The following is a 22,604-nucleotide window of genomic DNA, read 5'->3' as shown; positions in this document are numbered from 1 at the left end:
TCCCAGTGTAAATCGCAGGGCACGCGACCATGGCCCCCGTTCGTCGCTACTCGAAGCGCACGGTGCCGCGCGGTCCACCGGGCTTCGGGCCACCGCCGTCGAGCGCACGCTCGACCGCGATCCGGACCACGCCGCCGTTGTAGCCCTTGCGCATGAGGAACCCGGAGAGCCGTCGCTCGGCCGTGGCGCGGTCGAGTCCCCGAAGCTGACCGACACGCTTCTGTGCGAGTTCGATCGCCCGGACGAACTCGTCGTCCTCGTCGTCCGCGGCGGCGTCGAGTGCCGCGTCGATCGCCTCGGCGCCGATGCCACGGCGCCGCAGCTCTGCGACGACACCCTGGCGGCCGAGGCCCTTGCGGTCGTGCAACCGGTCCACCAGGTCGGTGGCCAGCGCGACGTCGTCGAGCAGCCCCACCCGGGTGAGGCGTTCGATCTCGTGCTCGACCACGTCGGGCTCGAGGTCGTTGCCCGTGAGCATCGTCCGGAGCTCGGACTCGCTCACGCCCTTGCGCCCGAGGGCTCGCATGCTGAGCCGTTCCGCGTCGGCACGCTGCTCGTCGAGTGGACGTGGCGCGTCAGCGGGGTCGATCTCCTCGCCCCCGGTGATCGAGAAGACCGAGGCAGTGGTCGCGTCGGCGCCGTCGTCGTCGTACCCGGACTGCTCCGCCCGCGCGCTGCGACCGGTCCCGTCACCGACGACCGGCGACACCCAGGCGGCCTGCCCACGGGGCCCGCCGATCGGGACGGGGCTGTCCGCGTCGGCCTCCATGCTGCGGTCGTCGTCGTCGTGGTGGTCAGCGTCGTCCACGGGCGGTCCCGCGGAGTCGTTGCCGGTGATGTCGGCGACCGGAGCGATCCGGGACGAGGAGGACGAGGGGCTGGACGGCGCAGACGACGGACGCGAGGACTCCGACGGCCCGGATGACTCCGACGACGCCGGAGTGGATGCCGCATCGTCCTCGGGCCGGGACGCCGCCGCACGACGACGGGACCTCGCACCGAACAGGTCAGTGACCGGTGCGAGGTCCGCGTCGTCGTCGTTGCGGCTGGTCACGCGCCCTTGCGCGCGAGCTTGGGCTCGATGGACTCGACCGGAGCGGCGTCGGCGGCGGGCTTGGCCCCACCGATGCCCAGCTTGGCGAGGATCTTGCCCTCGATGTCCGCGGCGATCTCGGGGTTCTGGATCAGGAAGGAGCGGGAGTTCTCCTTGCCCTGCCCGAGCTGGTCGCCGTCGTAGGTGTACCAGGCGCCCGACTTCTTGACGATGTTGTGGTCGACCCCGAAGTCGAGCAGCGAGCCCTCTCGCGAGATGCCCGTGCCGTACAGGATGTCGAACTCGGCCTGCTTGAAGGGCGGCGCCATCTTGTTCTTGACGACCTTGACGCGCGTGCGGTTGCCGACGGCGTCCGTGCCGCTCTTCAGCGTCTCGATGCGACGGATGTCCAGACGGACCGACGCGTAGAACTTGAGCGCCTTGCCGCCGGAGGTGGTCTCGGGGGAACCGAAGAACACACCGATCTTCTCGCGCAGCTGGTTGATGAAGATCATCGTGGTCTGCGTCTGGTTGAGTCCACCGGCGAGCTTGCGGAGCGCCTGTGACATGAGGCGGGCCTGCAGACCGACGTGGGAGTCACCCATCTCGCCCTCGATCTCGGCGCGGGGCACGAGCGCGGCGACGGAGTCGATGACGATCAGGTCGATGGACCCCGAGCGGACGAGCATGTCCGCGATCTCGAGGGCCTGCTCGGCGGTGTCCGGCTGCGACACCAGGAGGGCGTCGATGTCGACGCCGAGGGCCTTGGCGTACTCGGGGTCGAGCGCGTGCTCGGCGTCGATGAAGGCCGCGATGCCACCGTTGCGCTGGGCGTTCGCGATGGCGTGGATCGTGAGCGTGGTCTTGCCGGAGGACTCCGGGCCGTAGATCTCGATGATGCGGCCACGCGGCAGCCCACCGATCCCCAGCGCGACGTCCAGCGCGACGGAACCGGTCGGGATGGTGGCGACCGGGGCGCGCTCGTCCGAGCCGAGGCGCATGACAGCACCCTTGCCGAACTGCCGGTCGATCTGCGCGAGTGCGGTCTCGAGGGACTTCTCGCGGTCTGCGGGTGATGGCATGGTGGTGGTCCTTCTGCTCGGTGTCTGCCGCCTGTAGGCTGTCCGATCCCCCGCGGCCGATGGTGCAGGGCCAGGGGTTCTCGGACAAGGCTTCGGGTGTTCCCGATGACTCCGAACCTAGGGCGGGCCACCGACATCACTGCCGGTCACCACGCTGCCTGTGGATGGAATCCGCCGGGTACGCCGCTGTGGAGGAAGCTACCACCGGTCGAACACGCGTTCGAGCGACACGCCGAACGTGTGTTCGGCTGCGACGAGGTCAGTTCGGCGGGTCGATCAGGCCTTTGCCGTGCCGACGGTCGAGTGGGACGTCCTGCGAGTCGCAGAGGGCGTCCCATACCTTGCGGGTGTCGATCCCCGCGTCGATGGCGTCCGCGGCGGACCGGCCCCCGAGGTCCTCGAGCACGACGTCCCGTGCGACGACGGCCCCGTAGGCCTCCCCGAACACCTGGTCGACGGCTCGCCAGAACTCACTCACGCGCATCCGTCAAGGGTAGACCGACCCCCGGACGACGAACGCCCCCGCCGGCGGACCGGCGGGGGCGTTCGGGAGGGCAGTGCGACTCAGCGCACCGCGAGGTCGTTGTCGAACTCAGCGACGAGCTCGTCCGGGAGCGTGTCCGGGACGGCGGTCAGGCCCTCCACGACGGCGAGGCGGTCGCCCACCTCGCGCATGATGGTCGAGATCGGGGTGTCCAGCGCGTCCGCGACGGATGCGAGGATCTCCGAACTGGCTTCCTTCTGTCCGCGCTCGACCTCACTGAGGTACCCGAGTGCGACGCTGGCCTTGGACGCGACCTGACGGAGGGTCCGGCCCTTCTGCAAGCGGAAGTCCCGCAGGACATCGCCGATTTCCTGACGAACGAGAACCATGAGAACTCCTCCTCTCTGTCGTCTCCGCGCCCGGCCGATCGGGATGACCGGTTCGGGTTCGGCAACTGCGCGTTGCCGGTTGCAGCATGCTAGCCACCTGGGCTGCCGTCCTGCTGGAGATTGCGTGAGATGTAACCCGGTGGTAACGCGGGTCATTCCCCGGTCTCGAGCCGGATGGACAGTCGTGTCAGGAGTTCGGAGACAGCGGCGTTCCGGATTGCCTCGCGGTCACCGTCGAGGTGCAGCGCGAAGGCCTCGGCACCGTCCTCGGACGCGATCCCGACGAAGACCGTGCCGACGGGCTGGCCGTCCTGGGGGTCCGGTCCGGCCACGCCCGTGGTGCTGATCCCCCACGTGGCGGGGACGCCGTCGACGGCCAGTGCACGCCGGACGCCGCTGGCCATCTGCCGCGCGACCTCCGGATCCACGGCGCCGTTGGCGGCCAGCAGCTCGGCGGAGACCCCGAGGACCGAGGCCTTGAGCGGTGTCGCGTAGGCCACCACCCCACCACGGACGACCGCACTCGCGCCCGGCACGGCGACGAGTTCGGCGACGACGAGCCCGCCGGTGAGCGACTCCGCCACCGCGACCGTCTCACCGCGGACTGTCAGTTCCGCGACGAGCGACGGCGCGATCCGGACAGCGTCGGTCACGCTGCGGTCCGGTTGTGCTTCCACGCCTGGTACAGGTAGTCCAGGCCGCTCAACACGGTGGCGATGGCCGCTGCCGTCATCAGGATGCCGTTCGTCCAATGGGCGAAGTCCCCCGCGAAGCCCCACCACGGGAACAGCGCCAGGGTGATCGCCACGGCCTGCAGGACGGTCTTGATCTTCCCGCCGCGGCTCGCCGGGATCACCCGGTCGGAGAGCACCGCGAAGCGGAAGACGGTGATGCCGATCTCGCGCACCATGATCAGCACCGTGACGTACCAGGGCAGTTCGCCGAGGATCGACAGGGCGACGAGCGCGCCGCCGATGAGCACCTTGTCGGCGATCGGGTCGACGAGCTTGCCGAAGTCCGTGACGAGCCCCTGCCGCCGGGCGATGATGCCGTCGGCGCTGTCGGTGACGATCGCCACGACGAAGACCACGGCCGCCCAGATGCGCACACCGGTGTCCTGGCCGCCGTCCGACAGGAGCAGCACGAAGAACAGCGGCGCCATCAGGATCCGGATGACGGTGATGATGTTCGCCACGTTCGCGGTGGACGCGGGCCCCGGGCCCTTGCGGATCAGTCGTCCGCGCCACGGGAACCGCTTGGTGGTGGTGCCGTCGGAGGCGGTCATCGTGCTCACTCCCTGCCCGTGAGGCCCCAGGCGTCCTCGTCGGGTTCGTCGTCCACTGCATCGTACCCGCGGGTCATGTCGCCGACGGGGTCGGCGCTGTACCGGTCACCACCGTCGTCACCGGGCGCCGGCGCCACCGGAGCCGCAGCCGCAGGGGGTTCCTCGCCACGGAGCTTCGCGAGCACTGAGGGCAGCTGGTCTGCCGTCACGAGCACGTCGCGGGCCTTCGAGCCCTCGGACGGCCCGACGATGTCGCGCGACTCCATCAGGTCCATCAGGCGTCCGGCCTTCGCGAAGCCGACACGGAGCTTGCGCTGCAGCATCGACGTCGAGCCGAACTGCGTCGACACGACCTGCTCGACCGCGGCGAGCAGCAGCTCGAGGTCGTCTCCGATGTCGGCGTCGACCTCCTTGCGCTCCACCACGGCGGCGACGTCCTGGCGGTACTCCGGCTGGGCCTGCCGGGTGACGTGCTGGACGACCTCGGCGACCTCGCTCTCCTGCACCCACGCGCCCTGCACACGGACGGCCTTCGAGGAGCCCATCGGCAGGAAGAGCCCGTCGCCCTGCCCGATGAGCTTGTCGGCGCCCGGCTGGTCGAGGATGACGCGGGAGTCGGTGACGCTGGTCACGGCGAAGGCGATGCGGGACGGCACGTTGGCCTTGATCAGGCCGGTGATCACGTCGACGGACGGACGCTGGGTCGCGAGCACCAGGTGGATGCCGGCGGCACGGGCGAGCTGGGTGATGCGGACGATCGACTCCTCGACGTCGCGCGGGGCGACGAGCATGAGGTCGGCGAGCTCGTCCACCACGACGAGCAGGTACGGGTACGGCTTGAGCTTCCGCTCGCTGCCGGCGGGCAGGATGATCTCGCCGTTCTCGATCGCCTTGTTGAAGTCGTCGACGTGGCGGAACCCGAACGACGCCAGGTCGTCGTACCGCATGTCCATCTCCTTCACGACCCACTGCAGCGCTTCCGCCGCCTTCTTCGGGTTCGTGATGATGGGCGTGATGAGGTGCGGGACACCGGCGTAGATCGAGAGCTCGACACGCTTCGGATCGACGAGGACCATGCGGACCTCGGACGGCTTCGCGCGCATCAGCAGCGAGGTGATCATCGAGTTGATGAACACCGACTTGCCGGAGCCCGTGGAGCCGGCGACCAGCAGGTGGGGCATCTTCGCGAGGTTCGCGACGACGAAGCCGCCCTCGACGTCCTTGCCGACGCCGATCGTCATCGGGTGCTTCGACTTCGTCGCGGCGCTCGACCGGAGCACGTCACCGAGGGAGACGATCTCGCGGTCGGAGTTCGGGATCTCGACGCCGATCGCGCTCTTGCCCGGGATCGGCGAGAGGATGCGGACCTCGTTCGACGCGACCGCGTACGACAGGTTCTTCGACAGCGCCGTGACGCGCTCGACCTTGACGCCCGGGCCGAGCTCGATCTCGTACCGGGTGACCGTCGGCCCGCGGGAGAAGCCGGTGACCCTGGCGTCGACCTTGAACTCGGTGAGCACGCCCATGATAGCGGCGACGATGTCGTCGTTCGCCTGGCTGCGGGCGACCGAGGGCGTGCCGGAGCTCAGCGTGGTCGCTGCCGGCAGGCGGTACGGACGGGAGGGGTCGTCGTCCGACGCGGCCGTCGGCAGGTCGGCGGCGGCTGCGCCCTCGTCGGGGAGCGCCGGCGACACGAGCGGCACGTCCTGCGCCGGGCGGATCACGGCGGTGGCGTCGTCCGGCACGGGAGCGCCGAAGTCGCGCAGTGCCTGCTCGGCACGGTCGAGCTCGGCGGCGACGTCCTGCTCCGCGGAGTCGTTGAGGTTCACCGAGACGGGTTCGGCCGGCGTGAGGTCGACGAGGCCGGCAGCGGCGCCCGCGGTCGGGCGCGGTGCAGGCGTCGGGACCGGCGCGGGCGTCGGCACGGGAGCAGCGGCCGGAGCAGCGGCAGCGGCCGGCGGGATGACAGGGGTGTCGTACGCCGGGTCCTCTTCACGCCCGGTCTTGTTCCGCCGCCACCACGGGGTCTGGTTCTCGGCGCCCTCGGCCGCCTGCTCGTCCTCGTCGAAGCCGAGGTCCTCGAACAGCTGCAGGCCCTGCGAGTCGGTCTTCGTGGCGCGCTTGCGGGTCGGCCTGGTCGGCTCGACGGGGCTGTCGTCGACGTCCTCGGCGGCGGGGGCCGGCGCACCGAACAGGTACGCGTAGAGCTCGTGCAGGCGACGCCTGACCTTGTTCGGCGGGGTCTTCGTGATGATGAACAGCGACAGCACGAGCAGCACGATCGCGACCGGGACGGCGACCCACGGGGTGGCGACGGCGACGAGCCAGCCGATCACGACCCAGCCGATGACCCCACCGGCAGCGGCGAGGACGGGCATGCCGTCCGCCGCACTGGGCTGCCCGCCGAACACGTGGCAGAGCGAGGAGATCGAGACGAGCAGCAGCCCGAGGCCGATGCCGATCCGGGTGTTGTCGTGCACGGACGCCGGGTGCCGGAACAGCCAGCCGGCGAACACGACCATGATCACGGGCAGGGCGAAGGCCAGACGGCCGAACAACCCACCGAACGTGTAGGCGTCGAGCGCGACCGACACCCCGTTGGTCGGGTTGAGCCACTCGACGACGGCGCCGACGATCGCCAGCACGAACAGGAAGAAGGGGAAGCCGTCGCGGCGCTGGTCCTTCTCGAGGGTCTCCTTGCCGAGCAGCCGGAACATCGCCCCGACCGCGTGCGCCATGCCCATCCACGCCGTCACGAGCGGGTTCGGCCCGGTGAACTCGACCGGAGGCGATGCCTGCGGGAGCTTCTTCGTGGTGGCCTGGGTGCGCGACGAACCACGGGTCCCACCTCCGCGGGACGACGTGGACGCGCGCGAGCGCGTGGTCGACTTGGTGCCTCCGGCCATGCGCAGAACCCTAACCGTTCCCCACGACGAACCGAGGGAGGCGCGCACGGCGGCGGATCGGCCCCGGACGGCCAGGAGGCTCGGTGCGGGTCCGTCACGGACCCGCACCGAGCCTCCTGGCTGATGCACCGGCGCTGCGCGCCGGACCGGCTACGCCTCGATGATCACCGGGACGATCATCGGACGGCGGCGGTGCTTCGTGTTCACCCAGCGGCCCACCGTGCGGCGGACGACCTGGCTGAACGCGTGCTGGTCGTGCGTGCCGTTGCCGGCCGCGTCGGCCAGGGCCTTGGCGATCTGCGGGCGGACGTCGTCGAAGACGGAGTCGTCCTCGGCGAACCCGCGCGAGGAGATCTCCGGCCCGATCACGCACTGCCCCGTGGTGAAGTCCAGGGCGCAGACGATCGAGATGAAGCCCTCTTCCGCCAGGACGCGGCGGTCCTTGAGGTCGGCGTCGGTGATCTCGCCCACGGTGGAGCCGTCGACGTAGACGTAGCCGATGTCGAGCTGGCCGACGACGCTCGCGAGACCGTCCTTGAGGTCGACGACGATGCCGTCCTGCCCGAGGATCACATTGCGCGGCGGCACACCCGTCTGGATCGCGAGGTCGGCGTTCGCGTAGAGGTGGCGGTGCTCGCCGTGGACGGGCAGCACGTTGCGCGGACGCAGGATGTTGTAGCAGTACAGGAGCTCGCCGGCCGACGCGTGGCCGGAGACGTGCACCTTCGCGTTGCCCTTGTGGACGACCTTCGCGCCGAGCTTCGTCAGGCCGTCGATGACGCGGTAGACGGCGTTCTCGTTGCCCGGGATGAGCGAGGACGCCAGGATGACGGTGTCGCCCTCGCCGATCTCGATCTGGTGTTCGAGGTTCGCCATGCGGGCGAGGACGGCCATCGGCTCGCCCTGCGACCCCGTCGACATGTAGACGATCTGGTCGTCCGGGACGTTCTTGGCCTTCTTCGTGTCGATCAGCACGTTCTCCGGCACCCGCAGGTATCCGAGCTCGGCGGCGATCGTCATGTTGCGGATCATCGAGCGACCCATGAACGCGACCTTGCGGTTCGCGGCCGCGGCGGCGTCGAGGACCTGCTGGACGCGGTGCACGTGCGAGGAGAAGCTCGCGACGACGACCTTCTTGCGCGCCCGCATGATGATGTTCTCCAGCACCGGGCCGATGTCGCGCTCCGGGGCGGTGAACCCGGGGACGTCGGCGTTGGTCGAGTCCGGCAGGAACAGGTCGACGCCGGCCTCGCCGAGCCGCGCGAAGGCACGGAGGTCGGTGATGCGGTCGTCGAGCGGGAGCTGGTCCATCTTGAAGTCGCCGGTGTGCAGCACGCGCCCGGCGGGGGTGGTGATGGCGACGGCGAGGGCGTCCGGGATGGAGTGGTTCACCGCGACGAACTCGAGGTGGAACGGGCCCATCTGCTCGGTCTGGTCCTCGGCCACGACGAGCGTGTACGGCTTGATCCGGTGTTCCTTGAGCTTGGCCTCGACCAGCGCGAGGGTCAGCGTCGAGCCGATGAGCGGGATGTCCGCGCGGAGCTTCAGCAGGTACGGGACGGCGCCGATGTGGTCCTCGTGGCCGTGCGTGAGCACGACACCGAGGACGTCGTCGAGGCGGTCCCGGATCGGCGAGAAGTCGGGCAGGATCAGGTCGACGCCCGGCTGGTGCTCCTCGGGGAAGAGCACGCCGGCGTCGACGACGAGCAGCTTGCCCTCGTACTCGTAGACGGTCATGTTGCGACCGATCTCGCCGAGTCCCCCGATGGGGATGACACGGAGGGTGCCCGGCTCGAGGGGCTGGGGTTCGGAGACTTGCGTGGGCATTCGGTCCTGACTGCTTCGGCGGCGCGCACCCGCGCGCCGCGGTCGATCAACGGGTGGTGCCTGGCACCTTCGGAAGCGCACCGCCGGCGGCCGCGTTGCGGTCGGGGCGGAAGTTGGAGAAGTCGGCACCGGGGATCCCGTGCACGGCTTCGAGCGAGGTCTCGATGGCGTACGCCTCGGAGTCCTCGGGGCCGACGAGCGGCAGACGGACGCGCGGGCTGCCGATGCGGCCGAGCCCGTGCAGGATGTACTTCGCGGCGACGGTGCCGGGCACGTGCGTCATGACGGCGCGCACGAGGGGCTCGAGGCGCTGGTGCTCCCGCGTGGCGGTCGCCAGGTCGCCGGCGTTCACGGCGTCGACGATCGTGCGGTACGGCGCGCTGGTGATGTTCGCGGTCACCCCGATCAGCCCGGTGGCACCGATGGACAGGTGCGGGAGGACGTTGGTGTCGTCCCCGGAGAAGTACATCAGGTCGGTGTTGTTCAGCACGCGGGAGACCTCGGCGAAGTCGCCCTTGGCGTCCTTCACGGCGAGGATGTTGGGGTGCTTCGACGCCCGGAGGATGGTGTCGTACGTGATGGGGATGCCCGTGCGTCCGGGGATGTCGTACAGGATCACCGGCAGGTCGGTGGCGTCCGCGATCATCCGGAAGTGGGTCAGCACGCCCGCCTGGGTCGGCTTGTTGTAGTACGGCGTGACGATCATCACGCCGTCGGCGCCGGCCCGCTCGCTCTGCTTGTAGAGGTGGATGGCGTGCGCGGTCTCGTTCGAGCCACCGCCCGTGATGATCTTCGCGCGACCGGCGGCGACGGACTTGCCGACCTCCACCAGACGGAGCTTCTCGGGGTCGGTGAGGGTCGAGGTCTCGCCGGTGGTGCCGGTCACGACGATGCCGTCGGCCCCGGCGGTGATGCAGTCGTCGATGTGCCGCTCGACGCCCGCCCAGTCGACTTCGCCGTCGGCGGTGAACGGGGTCACGAGGGCGACGAGGACCTGACCGAAGGGATTCTCACGCGTGGACACGGGAACCAGCGTACCGGGGATGCGCGTCGGAACGGCCGTCCGGACAGACGGTGACGGTCATGCTCGGCGGCGCCACTCGAGGAACCGGTGGCGCAGGCCCGCGCGGGACTCCTGCCACGGCCCGTCGTCGACGAGGTCCCAGCCGTCGTCGAGCACCGGCGCGACGGTGTCGCCGTCGACCTCGACGTCGATCACGGTCTCGGAGACCCGGTCGGCGAACGGCAGGGCCGCGGCGTACACCTGGCCACCACCGATGACCCACACGGGCTCGTCGGTGTCGAGCGCCGCCGCGAGGTCGTGCACGACGACGGCCCCGTCGGCGCTCCACCCGGTGTCGCGGGTGAGCACGACGTTCCGGCGGCCGGGCAGCGGGCGGAAGCGCTCCGGGAGCGACTCCCAGGTCCGACGGCCCATCACGACGGTCGACGAACCGGTCACCTGGCGGAAGTGCGCGAGGTCCTCGGGGACGTGCCAGGGCATCCCGCCGTCGGCCCCGATGACTCCGCCCACGGAGCGTGCCCAGACCATGCCGATCCCCCGGACGGGCTCGACCCAGGTGCCGTCCGCCATCAGACCGCGACCGCGCCGGAGATCGCCGGGTGGTGGTGGTACCCGACGACGGTGAAGTCCTCGTACCGGTAGTCGTCGATGGAGTCCCGCGGGGCGAGCTCGAGCGTCGGGGGCGCGTACGCCGTGCGGGACAGCTGCTCGCGGACCTGCTCGACGTGGTTGTCGTAGATGTGGCAGTCGCCGCCGGTCCACACGAAGTCCCCGACCTGGAGCCCGGTCTGCGCGGCGATCATGTGCGTGAGCAGGGCGTAGGAGGCGATGTTGAACGGCACGCCGAGGAACATGTCCGCGCTCCGCTGGTAGAGCTGGCACGAGAGCTTGCCGTCGTTGACGTAGAACTGGAAGAACGCGTGGCAGGGCGCCAGGGCCATGTCCGGGATGTCCGCGACGTTCCACGCCGACACGATGAGCCGGCGGGAGTCGGGGTTGTCCTTGATCTGCTCGATCACCTGGGCGATCTGGTCGACGTGCGCACCCGACGGGGTCGGCCATGAGCGCCACTGCACGCCGTAGACCGGGCCGAGGTCGCCGTCGGCACCGGCCCACTCGTTCCAGATCCGCACGCCGTGCTCCTGCAGCCAGGTGGCGTTGCCGTCACCGCGGAGGAACCAGAGGAGCTCGTACGCGATCGACTTGAAGTGCACCCGCTTCGTCGTGACGAGCGGGAAGCCCTCCGACAGGTCGTAGCGGAGCTGCGCGCCGAAGACGCTGCGCGTCCCCGTGCCGGTGCGGTCGCCCTTGGGCGCGCCCTCGTCCAGCACCCGCCGCAGGAGGTCCTCGTACGGGGTCGAGACGGAGGCGTCGGGCAGGACGGTCGCGGTGTCGGTCACCAGACGATCGTAAGCGCGACCACCCACACGCGCGAGACGCGGGGCGGGACGCGCGCCGAGCCTCCAGGCTGCTGAGTACCGTGGCAGCCATGGAGGCCCACATGGCGGAACAGCCGCTCTCGATCCTGGTGGCCGGCGCGTCCGGCTTCATCGGGACCCCCCTGGTCCGCGCGCTGCGCGAGGCCGGGCACCACGTGTCGACCCTGGTCCGACGCGAACCGCACACCCCCACCGAGTTCCGCTGGGCACCCGGGCAGCGGCCGCTCGACCCGGCCGTGCTCGACGGCGCAGACGTGGTCGTCAACCTCGCCGGGGCGAACATCGGCAAGCTCCCCTGGACGGACGCCTACAAGCAGGAGATCGAGCGCTCCCGCGTCGACGCCACGAGCACGCTGGTCGAGGCCATGCGCCAGGCGACGACCCCGCCGCGCCTGTTCCTGTCCGGGTCAGCGTCAGGGGTCTACGGCGACCGGCCCTCGGACGTGCTGCAGGACGACGCCGCGCCCGGCAGCGGGTTCCTCGCCGACGTCTGCACCGCCTGGGAGGCCGCTGCCGCGACGGCACCGGAGGGCGTCCGCGTCGTCATGCTCCGCACCGGCATCGTCGTCGGTCAGGGTGGTGGCGCGCTCGCGCCGCTCATCCCGCTGACCCGCTTCGGCCTGGGCAGCCGGCTCGGCACGGGCGGCCAGTTCTGGCCGTGGATCGCGCTCGAGGACGAGGTGGGGGCGATCGTGCACCTCGCCACCGCCGCCTCGGCGTCGGAGGTCCGGGGCCCGGTGAACCTGGCCGGCCCGGAGCCCGCCGTCGCCGACCGCATCACCAAGCGCGTCGCGGAGGACCTGCACCGGCCGTACGTCTTCCGTCTGCCGGAGTTCGCACTGAAGGCGCTGCTGCGGGACGCGGCCGACGAGATGCTCCTGTCCAGCCAGCAGATGGTGCCGACGAAGCTGCTCGAGTCGGGCTACGTGTTCCGCTTCACGCAGGCCGAGATCGCGGTCGACGCGGCGTTCTAGCCCCTGGCGTGCGCGAGTGCGGTCCGCATGGCCGCCCGCGCACGCTTCCGGTCCCCCGCGGCGTCGTACACGACCCCGAGGCGGAACCAGGCACGCCAGTCGTCCGGTGCTGCCTCGACCTCGGCCTTGTACTGCGGGAAGAGCTCGTCCGCCGCGGCGCGGTCGGGACGCCCCGACGGTCGGAGGGGCACGACGTCGGCCGGTGTGCCGTGCTCGCGTTCGAGCCGCGCACCGAGCCGGGTGATCCGCAGGCCGAACCGGAACTCCAGGACGAGCAGGAGCGCACCGATCACCGCGAAGACGGCGAGGGCGACCCCGATCGCGATGCCGATCGGCAGCCCGGTCGCGATGAAGGCCACGGCGCGCTGCCCGACGAGCACGATGTAGAGCGCGAGCAGCAGGGCCATCAGGGCGGCGCCCCAGAACGGCGAACGGAGACGCATCGGCGCTCTCCGCTAGCCGATGCCGAGCACGGAGCCGAGGCCCACGGTGAGCCCGCGCATCGAGCCGACCGCCGCCAGCGCGGCACGGATGCCCGGGGCGTAGGCGACGTCGTCGGTGGTGTCGTGGCGGATCGTCAGGGTCTCCCCCGGGCCGCTCAGCACGACGTCCTGCAGCGCCTTGACGCCCGGCAGCCGCAGCGAGTGGATCGGCACGCTGGCGACCTGCTGGCCGCGGGCGCGCTGGTCGACGTGCGGGGCGTCGACGGGGCCGACGTCGCGCCGGGCCTCGGCGATGAGCTCGGCGGTGCGCACGGCCGTGCCGGACGGGGAGTCGACCTTGCCGGCGTGGTGGGTCTCGACGATCTCGATCGACGGGAACCACGGCGCGGCGATCGTGGCGAGGTGGGTGCCGAGGACCGACCCGATCGAGAAGTTCGGCACCACGAAGGCGCCCTGCTCCGGTCGGTCGGCCAGGGACGTCCGCAGCGACGCCAGCCGTGCGGCTGACCACCCCGAGGTGCCGACCAGGACGTTCGCGCCGCTCGCCAGGGCGTGCTCGACGATCGCGGGGCTGAGCGCCGGGACGGTGACGTCCACGACGACCGCTGCGCCGTTGAAGACCGCTGGCCCGGCTTCGTGGGCGCCGTCCTTCGACGACAGCCGCGCGACGAGCTCGAACTCGGGCAGGTCGTCCACCACGGCGGCCACGAGGCCCCCGAGACGACCGGTGGCGCCGACGACGGCGACGGGAGTGACCATGCGCCCATCCTAGGATCGACCCATGACCACCGATCGCATCCCGGTCACCGTGCGCACCGTCCCGGCGGACCTGCCGGAGGTCGACGCCCTGCTCGACGCCTACCTCGACGAGCGCGAGGCCACCTTCCCGAGCGCGCAGGGCTCCTACTCGCGCAAGCGCACCCCGGCCGAGGAGTTCACCCCACCGCGCGGGGTGTTCGTCGTGGCGTACGACGGCGACACCCCCGTCGGGTGCGGCGGGCTGCGGCGGATCGCCGACGACGGGGACGACGTCCGGTACGAGGTCAAGCACGTGTTCGTGACGCCGGCGGGCCGCGGCCGCGGGGTCGCCACGGCCGTCATGGACGCCCTGGAGCAGGCCGGCGCGGCCTTCGGGGCGACGGCGGTCGTGCTCGACACGAACGACTCGCTCGCCGCCGCCGGCGCCATGTACCGGAGTCGGGGCTACGACCGCGTCGAGCCCTTCAACGACAACCCGAACGCGACCGCCTGGTACCGCCTGGGCGTCTGACCGCTAGAGCGGCTGCTCGACCGGCAGGCCGGTGCGGAGCTCGACCGGCAGGTGCGCGGTGTCGTTGAGGGTGACGAGCTCGGCGGGCTTCGCGGAGCGGATCCGGATCACGGTGAGCGCGGTGTGGGCGACGTTCGTCCCCATCCACCGCCACTCGGGTGCCTGGAAGACCTCGCGGACGAACCAGCCGATCACCGCGTTGTGCGTGATGACGAGGTCGTGGCGGTCCTGCATCGCCGGGGTGAACCACTCGGCCACGGCGTCGCCCATCTGGGCCTGGCCGGCGATGATCTCCTCCTCGGTGATCCCGCCGTAGAACTTCTTGTAAGCCGTGGGCATGTCGGGCGTCGGGCCGGACGGGATGCAGTCGAACAGCAGCGTCGACGGCTCGGGCTGGATCGCGGGCAGGCGCTGCGCCAGGAACGACGCGGTCTCGCTCGGGGCCTCGAGCGGCGAGTGGTACACGCCGTCGAAGGGCACGCCACCGAGGCGGTCGGCGATGAGCATCGACTGCCGCTTGCCGCGCTCGGACAGCTTGCCGTCGCGCAGGCCGTGCTCGGCGTCCTGGTGCTCGCCGTGTCGGACGAGGTAGAGGTAGTGCGACATCTCCGTCATCGACCGCCGGTGCCCAGAGCGGCCTCGAGCGCCGACCGCTCGACGTCGCCGACCACCGCGGTGATCGTCGGGCGGGTCAGCAGGTCGCGGGCCAGGTCCAGGACGTCGCCGGTGGTCACGCGGTCGACGCGCTCCAGCGCGGTGTCGAGGTCGGTGAACTCCCCGGTGCCGAGCTCGGCGCGACCGAGGCGGGTCATCCGGGCGTCCGAGTCCTCGAGCGAGAGCGTCAGCGCGCCCTCGATCTGGCCCTTCGCGCGGCGGAGCTCGTCCTCGGTGATGCCGGCGTCGACCATGCGGCGGAACTCGGCGTCGATGATGTCGATGACCCCGGCGACGTTGTCGGGCGCGCAGCCGGCGTAGACCCCGAAGGCGCCGTTGTCGAGGTAGGCGGGGGCGAAGGAGGACACGGCGTACGCGAGCCCGCGGCGTTCACGGACCTCCTGGAACAGGCGTGAGCTCATGCCCCCGCCGAGGACGGCGTTGAGGACGCTGAGCACGGGACGCCGCTCGTCGCGGAGGTCGAGGCCCTGCGACCCGCGGAGCATGCTGACCTGCTCGGTCGGCCGGTGCACGACCGAGAGCTTCTCGGCGACCGGGTCGGCCACCGGCTTGGCGGTGCGACGGTCGACGGGCCGCGCGCGTCCGGCCGAGGAGAAGACCTCGTCGACCAGGGCGCAGAAGCGCTCGTGGTCCACGGCTCCGGCCGCGGTGATGACCAGGCCGTTCGGGGCGTAGTGCTCGACGTAGTGCGCCATCACCTCGTCGCGCTGGACGGCGCGGATGCTCTCCGGCGTGCCACCGATCGGCCGGCCGAGCGCGTGCCCGTCGAACGCCGACGCGAAGAAGGCCTCCCCGGCGAGGTCGGCCGGGTCGTCCGCGGCCATCGCCAGTTCCTCGAGGATGACCCCGCGCTCGATGTCGAAGGCGGCGGGCTCGAGCACGGAGTTCGTCACCATGTCGCCGATGACGCGCACGGCCATCGGGACGTCGGCGTCCCGCACCCGGGCGTAGTAGCAGGTGTACTCCTTGGCCGTGGCGGCGTTGTGCTCGCCCCCGACCGAGTCGAACGCGACGGCGATGTCGAGCGCGCTCCTGGTGGTCGTGCCCTTGAAGAGCAGGTGTTCGAGGAAGTGCGTCGAGCCGAACTGCCCCGCGCGTTCGTCCCGCGACCCGACACCGACCCAGTACCCGATGCTCGTGGAGTGGGATGCCGGAACCGCCTCGGTCAGCACGCGTACGCCCGAGGGGAGCACGGTTCGGCGGACGAAGGATCCCCCGGACGTCAGGAACGACGTGTCCGGGGCCTCGAGGGGCAACGGCACTGGGTGGTTCATCGCGGTCGAGCCTACTGATGATCCGGCGCGGTCCTGCCAGCTTGTGCGTGTGGGCTCGTTGTGCCGCGAACTGGGGTACAGAAATCGAGGACAGACCGACTCGTCTGTCTGTCCTCCTTCGTGCTACAGTGATGCATGCCGGATCGGAAGCCCCCGCTAGATGCCGATCCGGTGGCTCGGGACATCAGTCCTCGGCGGCACCGAGTTCCCCCACTCAGCCGCGGAGCCGATGACCACCGAGGAGCCATGCTGTGACGGTCGATTCCCCCCAACCGACCGTCCAGCGTCTCCTCGGGAAGAGCACCAGTGGCCTCGCGTCGCCGGACGGGTCGAGCGTCCCCCCGGCTCCCCGTTCCGGCGGCGCGAAGGTCCGCATCCTCGAGACCGCGAACCGGCTCTTCTACGAAGAGGGCATCCACAGCGTCGGCGTCGACCGTCTCATCTCCGAGGCCAGCGTCACGAAGGCGACGTTCTACAAGCACTACGGGTCCAAGGACAACCTGATCCTGGCCTACGTGCACACGCAGCACGACCGTGTGCAGCAGGCCTTCGACGCCCTGGTGGCGGACGCCGGCAGTGCCTCCGACGCCGTGCGCACCTGGGTCACCGCCGTGGCGGACGAGGTGAACGCGCCGACCTTCCGCGGCTGCGCGTTCCTGAACGCCGCGGCCGAGTACCACGACCCCCGCGACCAGATCCGGGTCGTCGTGGCCTCGCACCGCGACTGGTACACGGAGCGGCTCGCCGACCTGCTGCAGGACGCGGGCCACCCGCTGCCCGGCGACGGCGCCGACGAGCTGATGCTCGCCCGCGACGGCGCGATGTCCGGCGCGTACGCGGGCGACGCCATCGCGGCCACCGCCGCGCTCGGCCGCGTCGCCGAACGCGTCCTCGCCGGCTGACCCCGACCGGTTTCCGCGTCGCCCCTGGTGGACGCCCCCGTCCGGGGGTAGCTTCACCCCCACGGTCGACCAACCCGCCGACCGTGCCCAGCCGACCCGTTTCCCTGCAGCGTCGGCAGGGTCAGTGCTGCCAGCACGTCACGAGGACACCGATGTTCGACAACCGATTCATCCGTCACGCCATCGACCGGAGCGCCGAGAACGCTCTCGATCGACGTCGCTTCTTCGCAGCCGCCGGCGTCGCCGGCGCCTCAGCCGGCATCGCCGCGCTGGGCTCCTCGGTGCTCACCACCGACCGAGCCTCCGCCTCCCCCGCTGAGGACGGTGCCGTCTCCGACGCCGCCATCCTCAACTTCGCGCTCAACCTCGAGTACCTCGAGGCCGAGTTCTACCTCCGCGCCGTGTTCGGCACCGGACTGACAGCCAGCATGACCACCGGCATCGATCCCCAGGGACCGGTCGTCGGCGGCAGCAAGGTGCCGTTCAAGACCGCGGCCATCCGCGGGATCGCGACCGAGATCGCCAACGACGAGCGCGCGCACGTGGCGTTCCTGCGGTCGGCGCTCGGTGGTGCGGCCGTCTCGCGCCCGAAGATCGACTTCACGAACGCCTTCACCGCGGCCGCCCGGGCCGCGGGCGTGGTCGGGCCGACGGGGACCTTCGACCCCTTCGCCAGCGAGGAGGCCTTCCTGCTCGGCGCCTACGTGTTCGAGGACGTCGGGGTCACCGCCTACAAGGGCGCGGCTCCGCTCATCACCAACAAGACGTACCTCAGCGCAGCGGCGGGCATCCTGGCCGTCGAGGCGTACCACGCGGGCATCATCCGCTCGAAGCTCTTCGACAAGGGGCTGCAGGTGCCGGCGAACAAGATCTCCGACGCCCGCGACTCGCTCGACGGGCCGACCGACGACGACCAGGGCATCACGACGTCCACCGGCGCGGTGAACTTCGTCCCGACGGACGCCAACTCGTTGGCGTACGGCCGCACCGCGGAGCGCGTGCTCAACATCGTGTTCCTCACCCCGAACCAGATCGACAAGGGCGGCTTCTTCCCCGAGGGCGTCAACGGCGCCATCGTGGCGAGCGGCAACCCCGGGAGCGCGACCGGCCCGGCCTGATCCGCGACGGTCGCGGTGAGCGCGACCACCAGGACGGGAGGCCCGGTGCCAGCTGGCACCGGGCCTCTCCCCTGTCTCCCGGTCACCACCAGTGCCTCCCGGTCTCCACCCGGGCACGGGTGGTTGCCTGGGGACATGGCCAACGACCCGCTCTGGCGCCTCCCCGAGGTGCCCTCCTTCTCCCTCACCAGCACCGACTTCACCGACGGTGGCGAACTGCCCACGTCGGCGCGCGGCTCCGACGTCGGCGGTGAGGACCGCTCCCCCGCCCTCGCCTGGACCGGCGCTCCCGAGGGCACGCAGAGCTACGTGCTCACCGTGTACGACCCCGACGCGCCGACCGGTTCGGGCTTCTGGCACTGGAGCCTCACCGACATCCCGGCGTCCGCGACCGAGCTGGCCGCTGGTGCCGGCACGGACGACGCGCTGCTGCCGGCCGAGGCGCTCCGCCGCCGCAACGAGTTCGGCACGGACACGTTCCTCGGTGCCGCCCCGCCCGCCGGACACGGCTCGCACCGCTACGTCTTCACGCTGAGCGCCCTCGACGTGCCCGTGCTCGAGGCCCCGGCCGACGCCACCCCCGCGGTCGTCGGGTTCGTCCTCCGCGAGCACGTCATCGGGCGTGCACAGCTCACCGGCACGCAGGAGACCCCCGCGGGCTGAGCATCCGCACCCCGCAACGCGGAACGGCCGCCACTCCAGCAGGAGTGGCGGCCGTTCGGTCGTGCTGGGGCTCAGCCCTCGGCGGGAGCCTCGGCGTGCGACCCGTGGTCGTCGCGACCCTCGGTGTCGACGTCGTCGGCCACGACCGGCGCGAGCGAGAGCTTGCCGCGGTCGTCCACCTTGGTGACCTCGACCAGGATCTTCTGGCCGACGCCCAGGACGTCCTCGACGTTCTCCACGCGCTTGCCACCGGCGAGCTTGCGGACCTCGGAGACGTGGAGCAGACCGTCACGGCCCGGGAGCAGCGACACGAAGGCGCCGAACGTGGCGATCTTCACGACGGTGCCGAGGAACTGGTCCCCGATCTCCGGGTTGGTCGGGTTCGCGATCGCGTTGACCTGCGCACGCGCGGCCTCGGCGGACGGACCGTCGACGGCACCGATGTAGACCGTGCCGTCGTCCTCGATCGAGATGTCGGCACCGGTGGTGTCCTGGATCCCGTTGATCGTCTTGCCCTTCGGGCCGATCAGCTCGCCGATCTTGTCGACGGGGATCTGCACCGAGATGACGCGCGGAGCGGTGTCGGCCATCTCGTCGGGGCCGTCGATCGCCTCGTTGAGCACACCGAGGATGGCCGAGCGGGCCTCCTTGGCCTGCTTCAGCGCGGCGTCGAGCACCGACGACGGGATGCCGTCGAGCTTGGTGTCGAGCTGGATCGCGGTGACGAACTCGGACGTGCCGGCGACCTTGAAGTCCATGTCACCGAGGGCGTCCTCGGCTCCGAGGATGTCGGTCAGCGCCGCGTAGCGGGTCTGACCGCCGACGGTGTCGGACACCAGGCCCATGGCGATGCCGGCGACGGGGGCCTTGAGGGGCACACCGGCGTTGAGCAGCGACAGGGTCGAGGCGCAGACGGACCCCATCGAGGTCGAGCCGTTCGAGCTGAGCGCCTCGGAGACCTGACGGATGGCGTACGGGAACTCGTCACGCGACGGCAGCACCGGCACGAGGGCGCGCTCGGCGAGGAAGCCGTGCCCGATCTCGCGACGCTTCGGCGAACCCACGCGGCCGGTCTCACCGGTCGAGTAGGGCGGGAAGTTGTAGTGGTGCAGGTAGCGCTTCTTCGTGATGGGCGACAGCGAGTCGATCTGCTGCTCCATCTTGAGCATGTTCAGCGTGGTGACGCCGAGGATCTGCGTCTCGCCGCGCTGGAACACCGCGGAACCGTGGACGCGCGGGATCACGGCGACCTCGGCGTCGAGCGGACGGATGTCGGCGAGGCCGCGGCCGTCCATGCGGACCTGCTCGGTCAGGATGCGGCCGCGGACGACCTTCTTCGTGACCGACTTGTACGCGGCGCTGACCTGGCTGTTGGCGACCTCGGGCAGCGTGCCCGCGGTGACCTGCTCGGCGATGGCGGCCTTGACGCGCGACTTGAGCGCGTCGTCGGCGTCCTGACGCTCGGTCTTCGCGGCGATCTTGTAGACGTCACCGAGCTCGGCGAGCGCGATGGACTCGACGGCGGCGTAGACCTCGTCGGCGTACGGCGGGAAGACCGGGTAGTCCTGGATCTCCTTGGCCGACTGCGCGGCGAGCTTGGCCTGGGCCTCGACGAGGGACTTGAGGAACGGCTTCGCCGCCTCGAGACCCTGCGCGACGACGGCCTCGTCGGGCTTGGTGGCGCCGCCCTGGATGAGGTCCCAGCTGTGCTCGGTGGCCTCGGCCTCGACCATCATGATCGCGACGTCCTCGTTGCCCGCGTCGTCCGTGACGACACGGCCGGCGACGGTGAGGTCGAAGACGGCCTCGGCGAGCTGCGACGCCTTCGGGAACGCGACCCACTGGTCACCGATGAGCGCGAGGCGCACACCGGCGATCGGGCCGGAGAACGGCAGACCGGAGATCTGCGTCGACGCGGACGCGGCGTTGATGGCCAGCGCGTCGTAGAACTCGTCCGGGGCGATGCTCAGGACGGTGATGACGATCTGGACCTCGTTGCGGAGACCGTCGACGAACGACGGGCGCAGCGGCCGGTCGATGAGCCGGCAGACGAGGATCGCCTCGGTGCTCGGGCGGCCTTCGCGGCGGAAGAACGAGCCGGGGATCTTGCCGGCGGCGTAGGAACGCTCCTCGACGTCGACCGTCAGCGGGAAGAAGTCGAAGCCCTCCCGCGGGTGCTTGCCGGCGCTGGTGGCCGACAGCAGCATGGTCTCTTCGTCCAGGTACGCAGCGACGGCACCCTGTGCCTGCTGCGCGAGACGACCGGTCTCGAACCGGACCGTCCTGGTGCCGTAGCGACCGTTGTCGATGGTCGCTTCAGCGAACTTGATCTCGGGACCCTCCAAGAGGATGCCTCCTTGCGTCTGTGGTGCAGCAGACCCGGCCTCGGGCACACGTGTGTGCACGTGCGCTCCACGACGCGGAACGCATGCCTGGCCAGCAGTAGAAGCAGTCGGGAGCGATCGGCCCGCATGCCACCACCGATGACCAGCTTCGTGCCGGTCTGCGTGCGATGTTGTGTGGCGTCTCGGGAAACGGTCCCCGGACGCCCTGACTTTAGCATTCAGCAGTGCATCGGCGGCGAGGCTGGCGGCGAACGGGCGTGTCCTCGGTACCCTGCCCTCATGCGTCGTGTTCCTGGAAGACGCGTACTCGTCGCGGCCGTCGTGGTCGTGGGTGCGCTCGTCGGCCCCCTCGTGACCGCGGTGCCGGCCAGTGCCACCGAGTACCCGAGCTGGCAGGACGTCCAACAGGCCAAGGGCAACGAGACCGCCAAGCGGGCCGAGGTGCAGCGCGTCGAGGTCGCACTCCGGTCGGCGCAGGCGGACGCCGCCGCCACGTCGCAGGACGCGCTCGACGCCTCCGCGGTCGCCGCGCAGGCCGAGGCGGACCTGCAGGCGGCCACCCAGGCCGCCACGAGCCTCCAGGCTCAGGCCGACGCCGCCAGGGCGACCGCCGAGCGCGCGCGCACGCGGGCCGGACAGCTCGCCGCGAGTCTCTACCGGGACGGCTCGGGCGACCAGATGACCACCAGGATCGCCACGACGAAGGACCCGAACCAGCTGCTCTACCAGCTCGGGGCCATCGACCAGCTCACGACGACGTGGTCCGGCGTGATGGACGACGCCTCCGTCGCGGCGGGGACGGCGTCGTCGCTCGGCGACCAGGCGCGACGGGCCGAGTCCGAGCGGGCGTCCCTCGCCGCGGCAGCCGAGACGAAGGCGACCGCGGCGAAGACCGCCGAGGACCGCGCCGACCGCGCCGTGGCGTCCACCGAGTCGCACAGCACCGAGCTGTACGCGCAGCTCGCCTCGCTGCAGGACTCCACCGCCGAGACGGAACGCCGGTACGCGGTCGGGCGCGCCGTCGCCGCCCAGGCGGCAGCGCAGGCCGCAGCAGCCCGGGCCGCGGCACAGGCCACCGCGGCCGCGCAGGCGTCCGCCAGCACCCCGGTCGCCGCGGCGCCCGGCAACGCCTACCCGGACACCGGCGGCGTCACCGTCGACCCGGCGGCCGCGCAGGCCTACGCCCGCAGCGTGCTCGGCAGCTACGGCTGGGGCGACGACCAGTTCGGGTGCCTGGTGTCCCTCTGGACACAGGAGTCCGGCTGGCGCGCGAACGCCCTCAACGCCTCGAGCGGTGCCTACGGGATCCCCCAGGCCCTGCCGGCGTCGAAGCTCGCCGCTGCCGGCGCCGACTGGCGGACCAACCAGGACACCCAGGTCAACTGGGGCCTGGCCTACATCAAGAGCAGCTACGGCACCCCGTGCGGGGCGTGGAACCACGAGATGAGCGTCGACCCGCACTGGTACTGAC

The 22,604-nt window shown here is 71.0% G+C and carries 22 protein-coding genes; 6 read left to right on the top strand and 16 right to left on the bottom strand.

Features of this window, described 5'->3' with window-relative positions; genetic code table 11:
• Window positions 1-46: 46 nt before the first annotated feature.
• From OVA28_RS10145 to OVA28_RS10095, 11 genes are all read right to left on the bottom strand, one after another.
• Window positions 47-1,054: a regulatory protein RecX gene (locus OVA28_RS10145; protein ID WP_268096840.1), complete on the bottom strand. Its 1,008-nt coding sequence runs from the start codon at window positions 1,052-1,054 to the stop codon at window positions 47-49.
• Window positions 1,051-2,115, bottom strand: a complete 1,065-nt coding sequence (recA, locus tag OVA28_RS10140; RefSeq protein WP_071270830.1) for a recombinase RecA — start codon at window positions 2,113-2,115, stop codon at window positions 1,051-1,053. Before recA ends, OVA28_RS10145 begins: the two co-directional genes overlap by 4 nt.
• A gap of 259 nt (window positions 2,116-2,374) precedes the next feature.
• Entirely contained in the window at window positions 2,375-2,599 is a 225-nt protein-coding gene (locus tag OVA28_RS10135) for a DUF3046 domain-containing protein (protein WP_268096839.1), read from the bottom strand.
• Window positions 2,600-2,679: 80 nt separating this feature from the next.
• Window positions 2,680-2,988 carry a helix-turn-helix domain-containing protein gene (locus tag OVA28_RS10130; protein WP_071270824.1) on the bottom strand — a complete coding sequence of 103 codons (309 nt, stop codon included), beginning with the start codon at window positions 2,986-2,988 and terminating at the stop codon, window positions 2,680-2,682.
• A 152-nt stretch (window positions 2,989-3,140) separates the two neighbouring features.
• Window positions 3,141-3,641 carry a CinA family protein gene (locus OVA28_RS10125; RefSeq protein ID WP_268096838.1) on the bottom strand — a complete coding sequence of 167 codons (501 nt, stop codon included), beginning with the start codon at window positions 3,639-3,641 and terminating at the stop codon, window positions 3,141-3,143.
• Complete coding sequence (pgsA, locus tag OVA28_RS10120) at window positions 3,638-4,273, bottom strand: CDP-diacylglycerol--glycerol-3-phosphate 3-phosphatidyltransferase (RefSeq protein WP_442780779.1); 636 nt, start codon at window positions 4,271-4,273, stop codon at window positions 3,638-3,640. Before pgsA ends, OVA28_RS10125 begins: the two co-directional genes overlap by 4 nt.
• 5 nt (window positions 4,274-4,278) lie before the next feature.
• Window positions 4,279-7,179 (bottom strand): FtsK/SpoIIIE family DNA translocase, encoded by a 2,901-nt coding sequence (locus OVA28_RS10115; protein WP_268096835.1) that lies wholly within the window; start codon window positions 7,177-7,179, stop codon window positions 4,279-4,281.
• 150 nt (window positions 7,180-7,329) lie between these two features.
• The gene (locus OVA28_RS10110) at window positions 7,330-9,006 is read right to left on the bottom strand and encodes a ribonuclease J (protein WP_194660780.1); all 1,677 of its coding nucleotides are present in this window, start codon (window positions 9,004-9,006) and stop codon (window positions 7,330-7,332) included.
• 46 nt (window positions 9,007-9,052) lie between these two features.
• Window positions 9,053-10,030, bottom strand: a complete 978-nt coding sequence (gene dapA, locus OVA28_RS10105; protein WP_194660779.1) for a 4-hydroxy-tetrahydrodipicolinate synthase — start codon at window positions 10,028-10,030, stop codon at window positions 9,053-9,055.
• Between the two features lie 57 nt (window positions 10,031-10,087).
• Entirely contained in the window at window positions 10,088-10,600 is a 513-nt protein-coding gene (locus OVA28_RS10100) for a dihydrofolate reductase (RefSeq protein WP_194660778.1), read from the bottom strand.
• Window positions 10,600-11,430, bottom strand: coding sequence for a thymidylate synthase (locus OVA28_RS10095; protein WP_268096834.1), 831 nt, complete (start codon window positions 11,428-11,430; stop codon window positions 10,600-10,602). Before OVA28_RS10095 ends, OVA28_RS10100 begins: the two co-directional genes overlap by 1 nt.
• Before the next feature lie 89 nt (window positions 11,431-11,519).
• Between OVA28_RS10095 and OVA28_RS10090 the strand changes: the two genes are divergently transcribed.
• Window positions 11,520-12,443 (top strand): TIGR01777 family oxidoreductase, encoded by a 924-nt coding sequence (locus OVA28_RS10090; RefSeq protein ID WP_268096833.1) that lies wholly within the window; start codon window positions 11,520-11,522, stop codon window positions 12,441-12,443.
• Here OVA28_RS10090 and OVA28_RS10085 read toward each other — a convergent pair.
• Both OVA28_RS10085 and dapB read right to left on the bottom strand, forming a co-directional pair.
• Window positions 12,440-12,886 (bottom strand): tetratricopeptide repeat protein, encoded by a 447-nt coding sequence (locus OVA28_RS10085; protein WP_268096832.1) that lies wholly within the window; start codon window positions 12,884-12,886, stop codon window positions 12,440-12,442. The genes OVA28_RS10090 and OVA28_RS10085 overlap by 4 nt on opposite strands.
• A gap of 12 nt (window positions 12,887-12,898) precedes the next feature.
• The gene (gene dapB, locus OVA28_RS10080; RefSeq protein ID WP_268096831.1) at window positions 12,899-13,645 is read right to left on the bottom strand and encodes a 4-hydroxy-tetrahydrodipicolinate reductase; all 747 of its coding nucleotides are present in this window, start codon (window positions 13,643-13,645) and stop codon (window positions 12,899-12,901) included.
• Window positions 13,646-13,667: 22 nt separating this feature from the next.
• Between dapB and OVA28_RS10075 the strand changes: the two genes are divergently transcribed.
• Window positions 13,668-14,156 carry a GNAT family N-acetyltransferase gene (locus OVA28_RS10075; protein ID WP_194660775.1) on the top strand — a complete coding sequence of 163 codons (489 nt, stop codon included), beginning with the start codon at window positions 13,668-13,670 and terminating at the stop codon, window positions 14,154-14,156.
• A gap of 3 nt (window positions 14,157-14,159) precedes the next feature.
• Here OVA28_RS10075 and OVA28_RS10070 read toward each other — a convergent pair whose 3' ends face one another.
• The gene (locus OVA28_RS10070) at window positions 14,160-14,762 is read right to left on the bottom strand and encodes a histidine phosphatase family protein (RefSeq protein ID WP_194628142.1); all 603 of its coding nucleotides are present in this window, start codon (window positions 14,760-14,762) and stop codon (window positions 14,160-14,162) included.
• A gap of 5 nt (window positions 14,763-14,767) precedes the next feature.
• Window positions 14,768-16,105, bottom strand: a complete 1,338-nt coding sequence (locus OVA28_RS10065; protein WP_268096830.1) for a M16 family metallopeptidase — start codon at window positions 16,103-16,105, stop codon at window positions 14,768-14,770.
• A 251-nt stretch (window positions 16,106-16,356) separates the two neighbouring features.
• On the opposite strand from OVA28_RS10065, the gene OVA28_RS10060 reads away from it, so the two are divergent.
• From OVA28_RS10060 to OVA28_RS10050, 3 genes are all read left to right on the top strand, one after another.
• Window positions 16,357-17,007 carry a TetR/AcrR family transcriptional regulator gene (locus tag OVA28_RS10060; protein ID WP_194660773.1) on the top strand — a complete coding sequence of 217 codons (651 nt, stop codon included), beginning with the start codon at window positions 16,357-16,359 and terminating at the stop codon, window positions 17,005-17,007.
• Between the two features lie 152 nt (window positions 17,008-17,159).
• On the top strand, window positions 17,160-18,125 hold the full coding sequence (locus OVA28_RS10055; RefSeq protein ID WP_194660772.1) for a ferritin-like domain-containing protein: 966 nt from the start codon (window positions 17,160-17,162) through the stop codon (window positions 18,123-18,125).
• Between the two features lie 135 nt (window positions 18,126-18,260).
• Entirely contained in the window at window positions 18,261-18,788 is a 528-nt protein-coding gene (locus tag OVA28_RS10050) for a YbhB/YbcL family Raf kinase inhibitor-like protein (protein ID WP_268096829.1), read from the top strand.
• A gap of 71 nt (window positions 18,789-18,859) precedes the next feature.
• On the opposite strand, the gene OVA28_RS10045 is transcribed toward OVA28_RS10050, so the two are convergent.
• On the bottom strand, window positions 18,860-21,133 hold the full coding sequence (locus OVA28_RS10045) for a polyribonucleotide nucleotidyltransferase (RefSeq protein ID WP_268096828.1): 2,274 nt from the start codon (window positions 21,131-21,133) through the stop codon (window positions 18,860-18,862).
• A gap of 279 nt (window positions 21,134-21,412) precedes the next feature.
• On the opposite strand from OVA28_RS10045, the gene OVA28_RS10040 reads away from it, so the two are divergent.
• The gene (locus OVA28_RS10040; RefSeq protein WP_268096827.1) at window positions 21,413-22,603 is read left to right on the top strand and encodes a hypothetical protein; all 1,191 of its coding nucleotides are present in this window, start codon (window positions 21,413-21,415) and stop codon (window positions 22,601-22,603) included.
• Window position 22,604 lies beyond the last annotated feature (1 nt).

The organism is Curtobacterium sp. SL109, from assembly GCF_026672405.1.
GTDB lineage: Bacteria > Actinomycetota > Actinomycetes > Actinomycetales > Microbacteriaceae > Curtobacterium.
This window is presented reverse-complemented; position numbering and strand designations above follow the sequence as displayed.

Excerpts from the sequence above, each read along its gene's own strand:
- recA (WP_071270830.1), bottom strand. The coding sequence starts at position 2,115 with ATGCCATCACCCGCAGACCGCGAGAAGTCCCTCGAGACCGCACTCGCG.
- OVA28_RS10135 (WP_268096839.1), bottom strand. The coding sequence starts at position 2,599 with ATGCGCGTGAGTGAGTTCTGGCGAGCCGTCGACCAGGTGTTCGGGGAG.
- OVA28_RS10130 (WP_071270824.1), bottom strand. The coding sequence starts at position 2,988 with ATGGTTCTCGTTCGTCAGGAAATCGGCGATGTCCTGCGGGACTTCCGC.
- pgsA (WP_442780779.1), bottom strand. The coding sequence starts at position 4,273 with ATGACCGCCTCCGACGGCACCACCACCAAGCGGTTCCCGTGGCGCGGA.
- OVA28_RS10115 (WP_268096835.1), bottom strand. The coding sequence starts at position 7,179 with ATGGCCGGAGGCACCAAGTCGACCACGCGCTCGCGCGCGTCCACGTCG.
- OVA28_RS10110 (WP_194660780.1), bottom strand. The coding sequence starts at position 9,006 with ATGCCCACGCAAGTCTCCGAACCCCAGCCCCTCGAGCCGGGCACCCTC.
- OVA28_RS10100 (WP_194660778.1), bottom strand. The coding sequence starts at position 10,600 with ATGGCGGACGGCACCTGGGTCGAGCCCGTCCGGGGGATCGGCATGGTC.
- OVA28_RS10090 (WP_268096833.1), top strand. The coding sequence starts at position 11,520 with ATGGAGGCCCACATGGCGGAACAGCCGCTCTCGATCCTGGTGGCCGGC.
- OVA28_RS10085 (WP_268096832.1), bottom strand. The coding sequence starts at position 12,886 with ATGCGTCTCCGTTCGCCGTTCTGGGGCGCCGCCCTGATGGCCCTGCTG.
- dapB (WP_268096831.1), bottom strand. The coding sequence starts at position 13,645 with ATGGTCACTCCCGTCGCCGTCGTCGGCGCCACCGGTCGTCTCGGGGGC.
- OVA28_RS10075 (WP_194660775.1), top strand. The coding sequence starts at position 13,668 with ATGACCACCGATCGCATCCCGGTCACCGTGCGCACCGTCCCGGCGGAC.
- OVA28_RS10070 (WP_194628142.1), bottom strand. The coding sequence starts at position 14,762 with ATGTCGCACTACCTCTACCTCGTCCGACACGGCGAGCACCAGGACGCC.
- OVA28_RS10065 (WP_268096830.1), bottom strand. The coding sequence starts at position 16,105 with ATGAACCACCCAGTGCCGTTGCCCCTCGAGGCCCCGGACACGTCGTTC.
- OVA28_RS10055 (WP_194660772.1), top strand. The coding sequence starts at position 17,160 with ATGTTCGACAACCGATTCATCCGTCACGCCATCGACCGGAGCGCCGAG.
- OVA28_RS10050 (WP_268096829.1), top strand. The coding sequence starts at position 18,261 with ATGGCCAACGACCCGCTCTGGCGCCTCCCCGAGGTGCCCTCCTTCTCC.
- OVA28_RS10040 (WP_268096827.1), top strand. The coding sequence starts at position 21,413 with ATGCGTCGTGTTCCTGGAAGACGCGTACTCGTCGCGGCCGTCGTGGTC.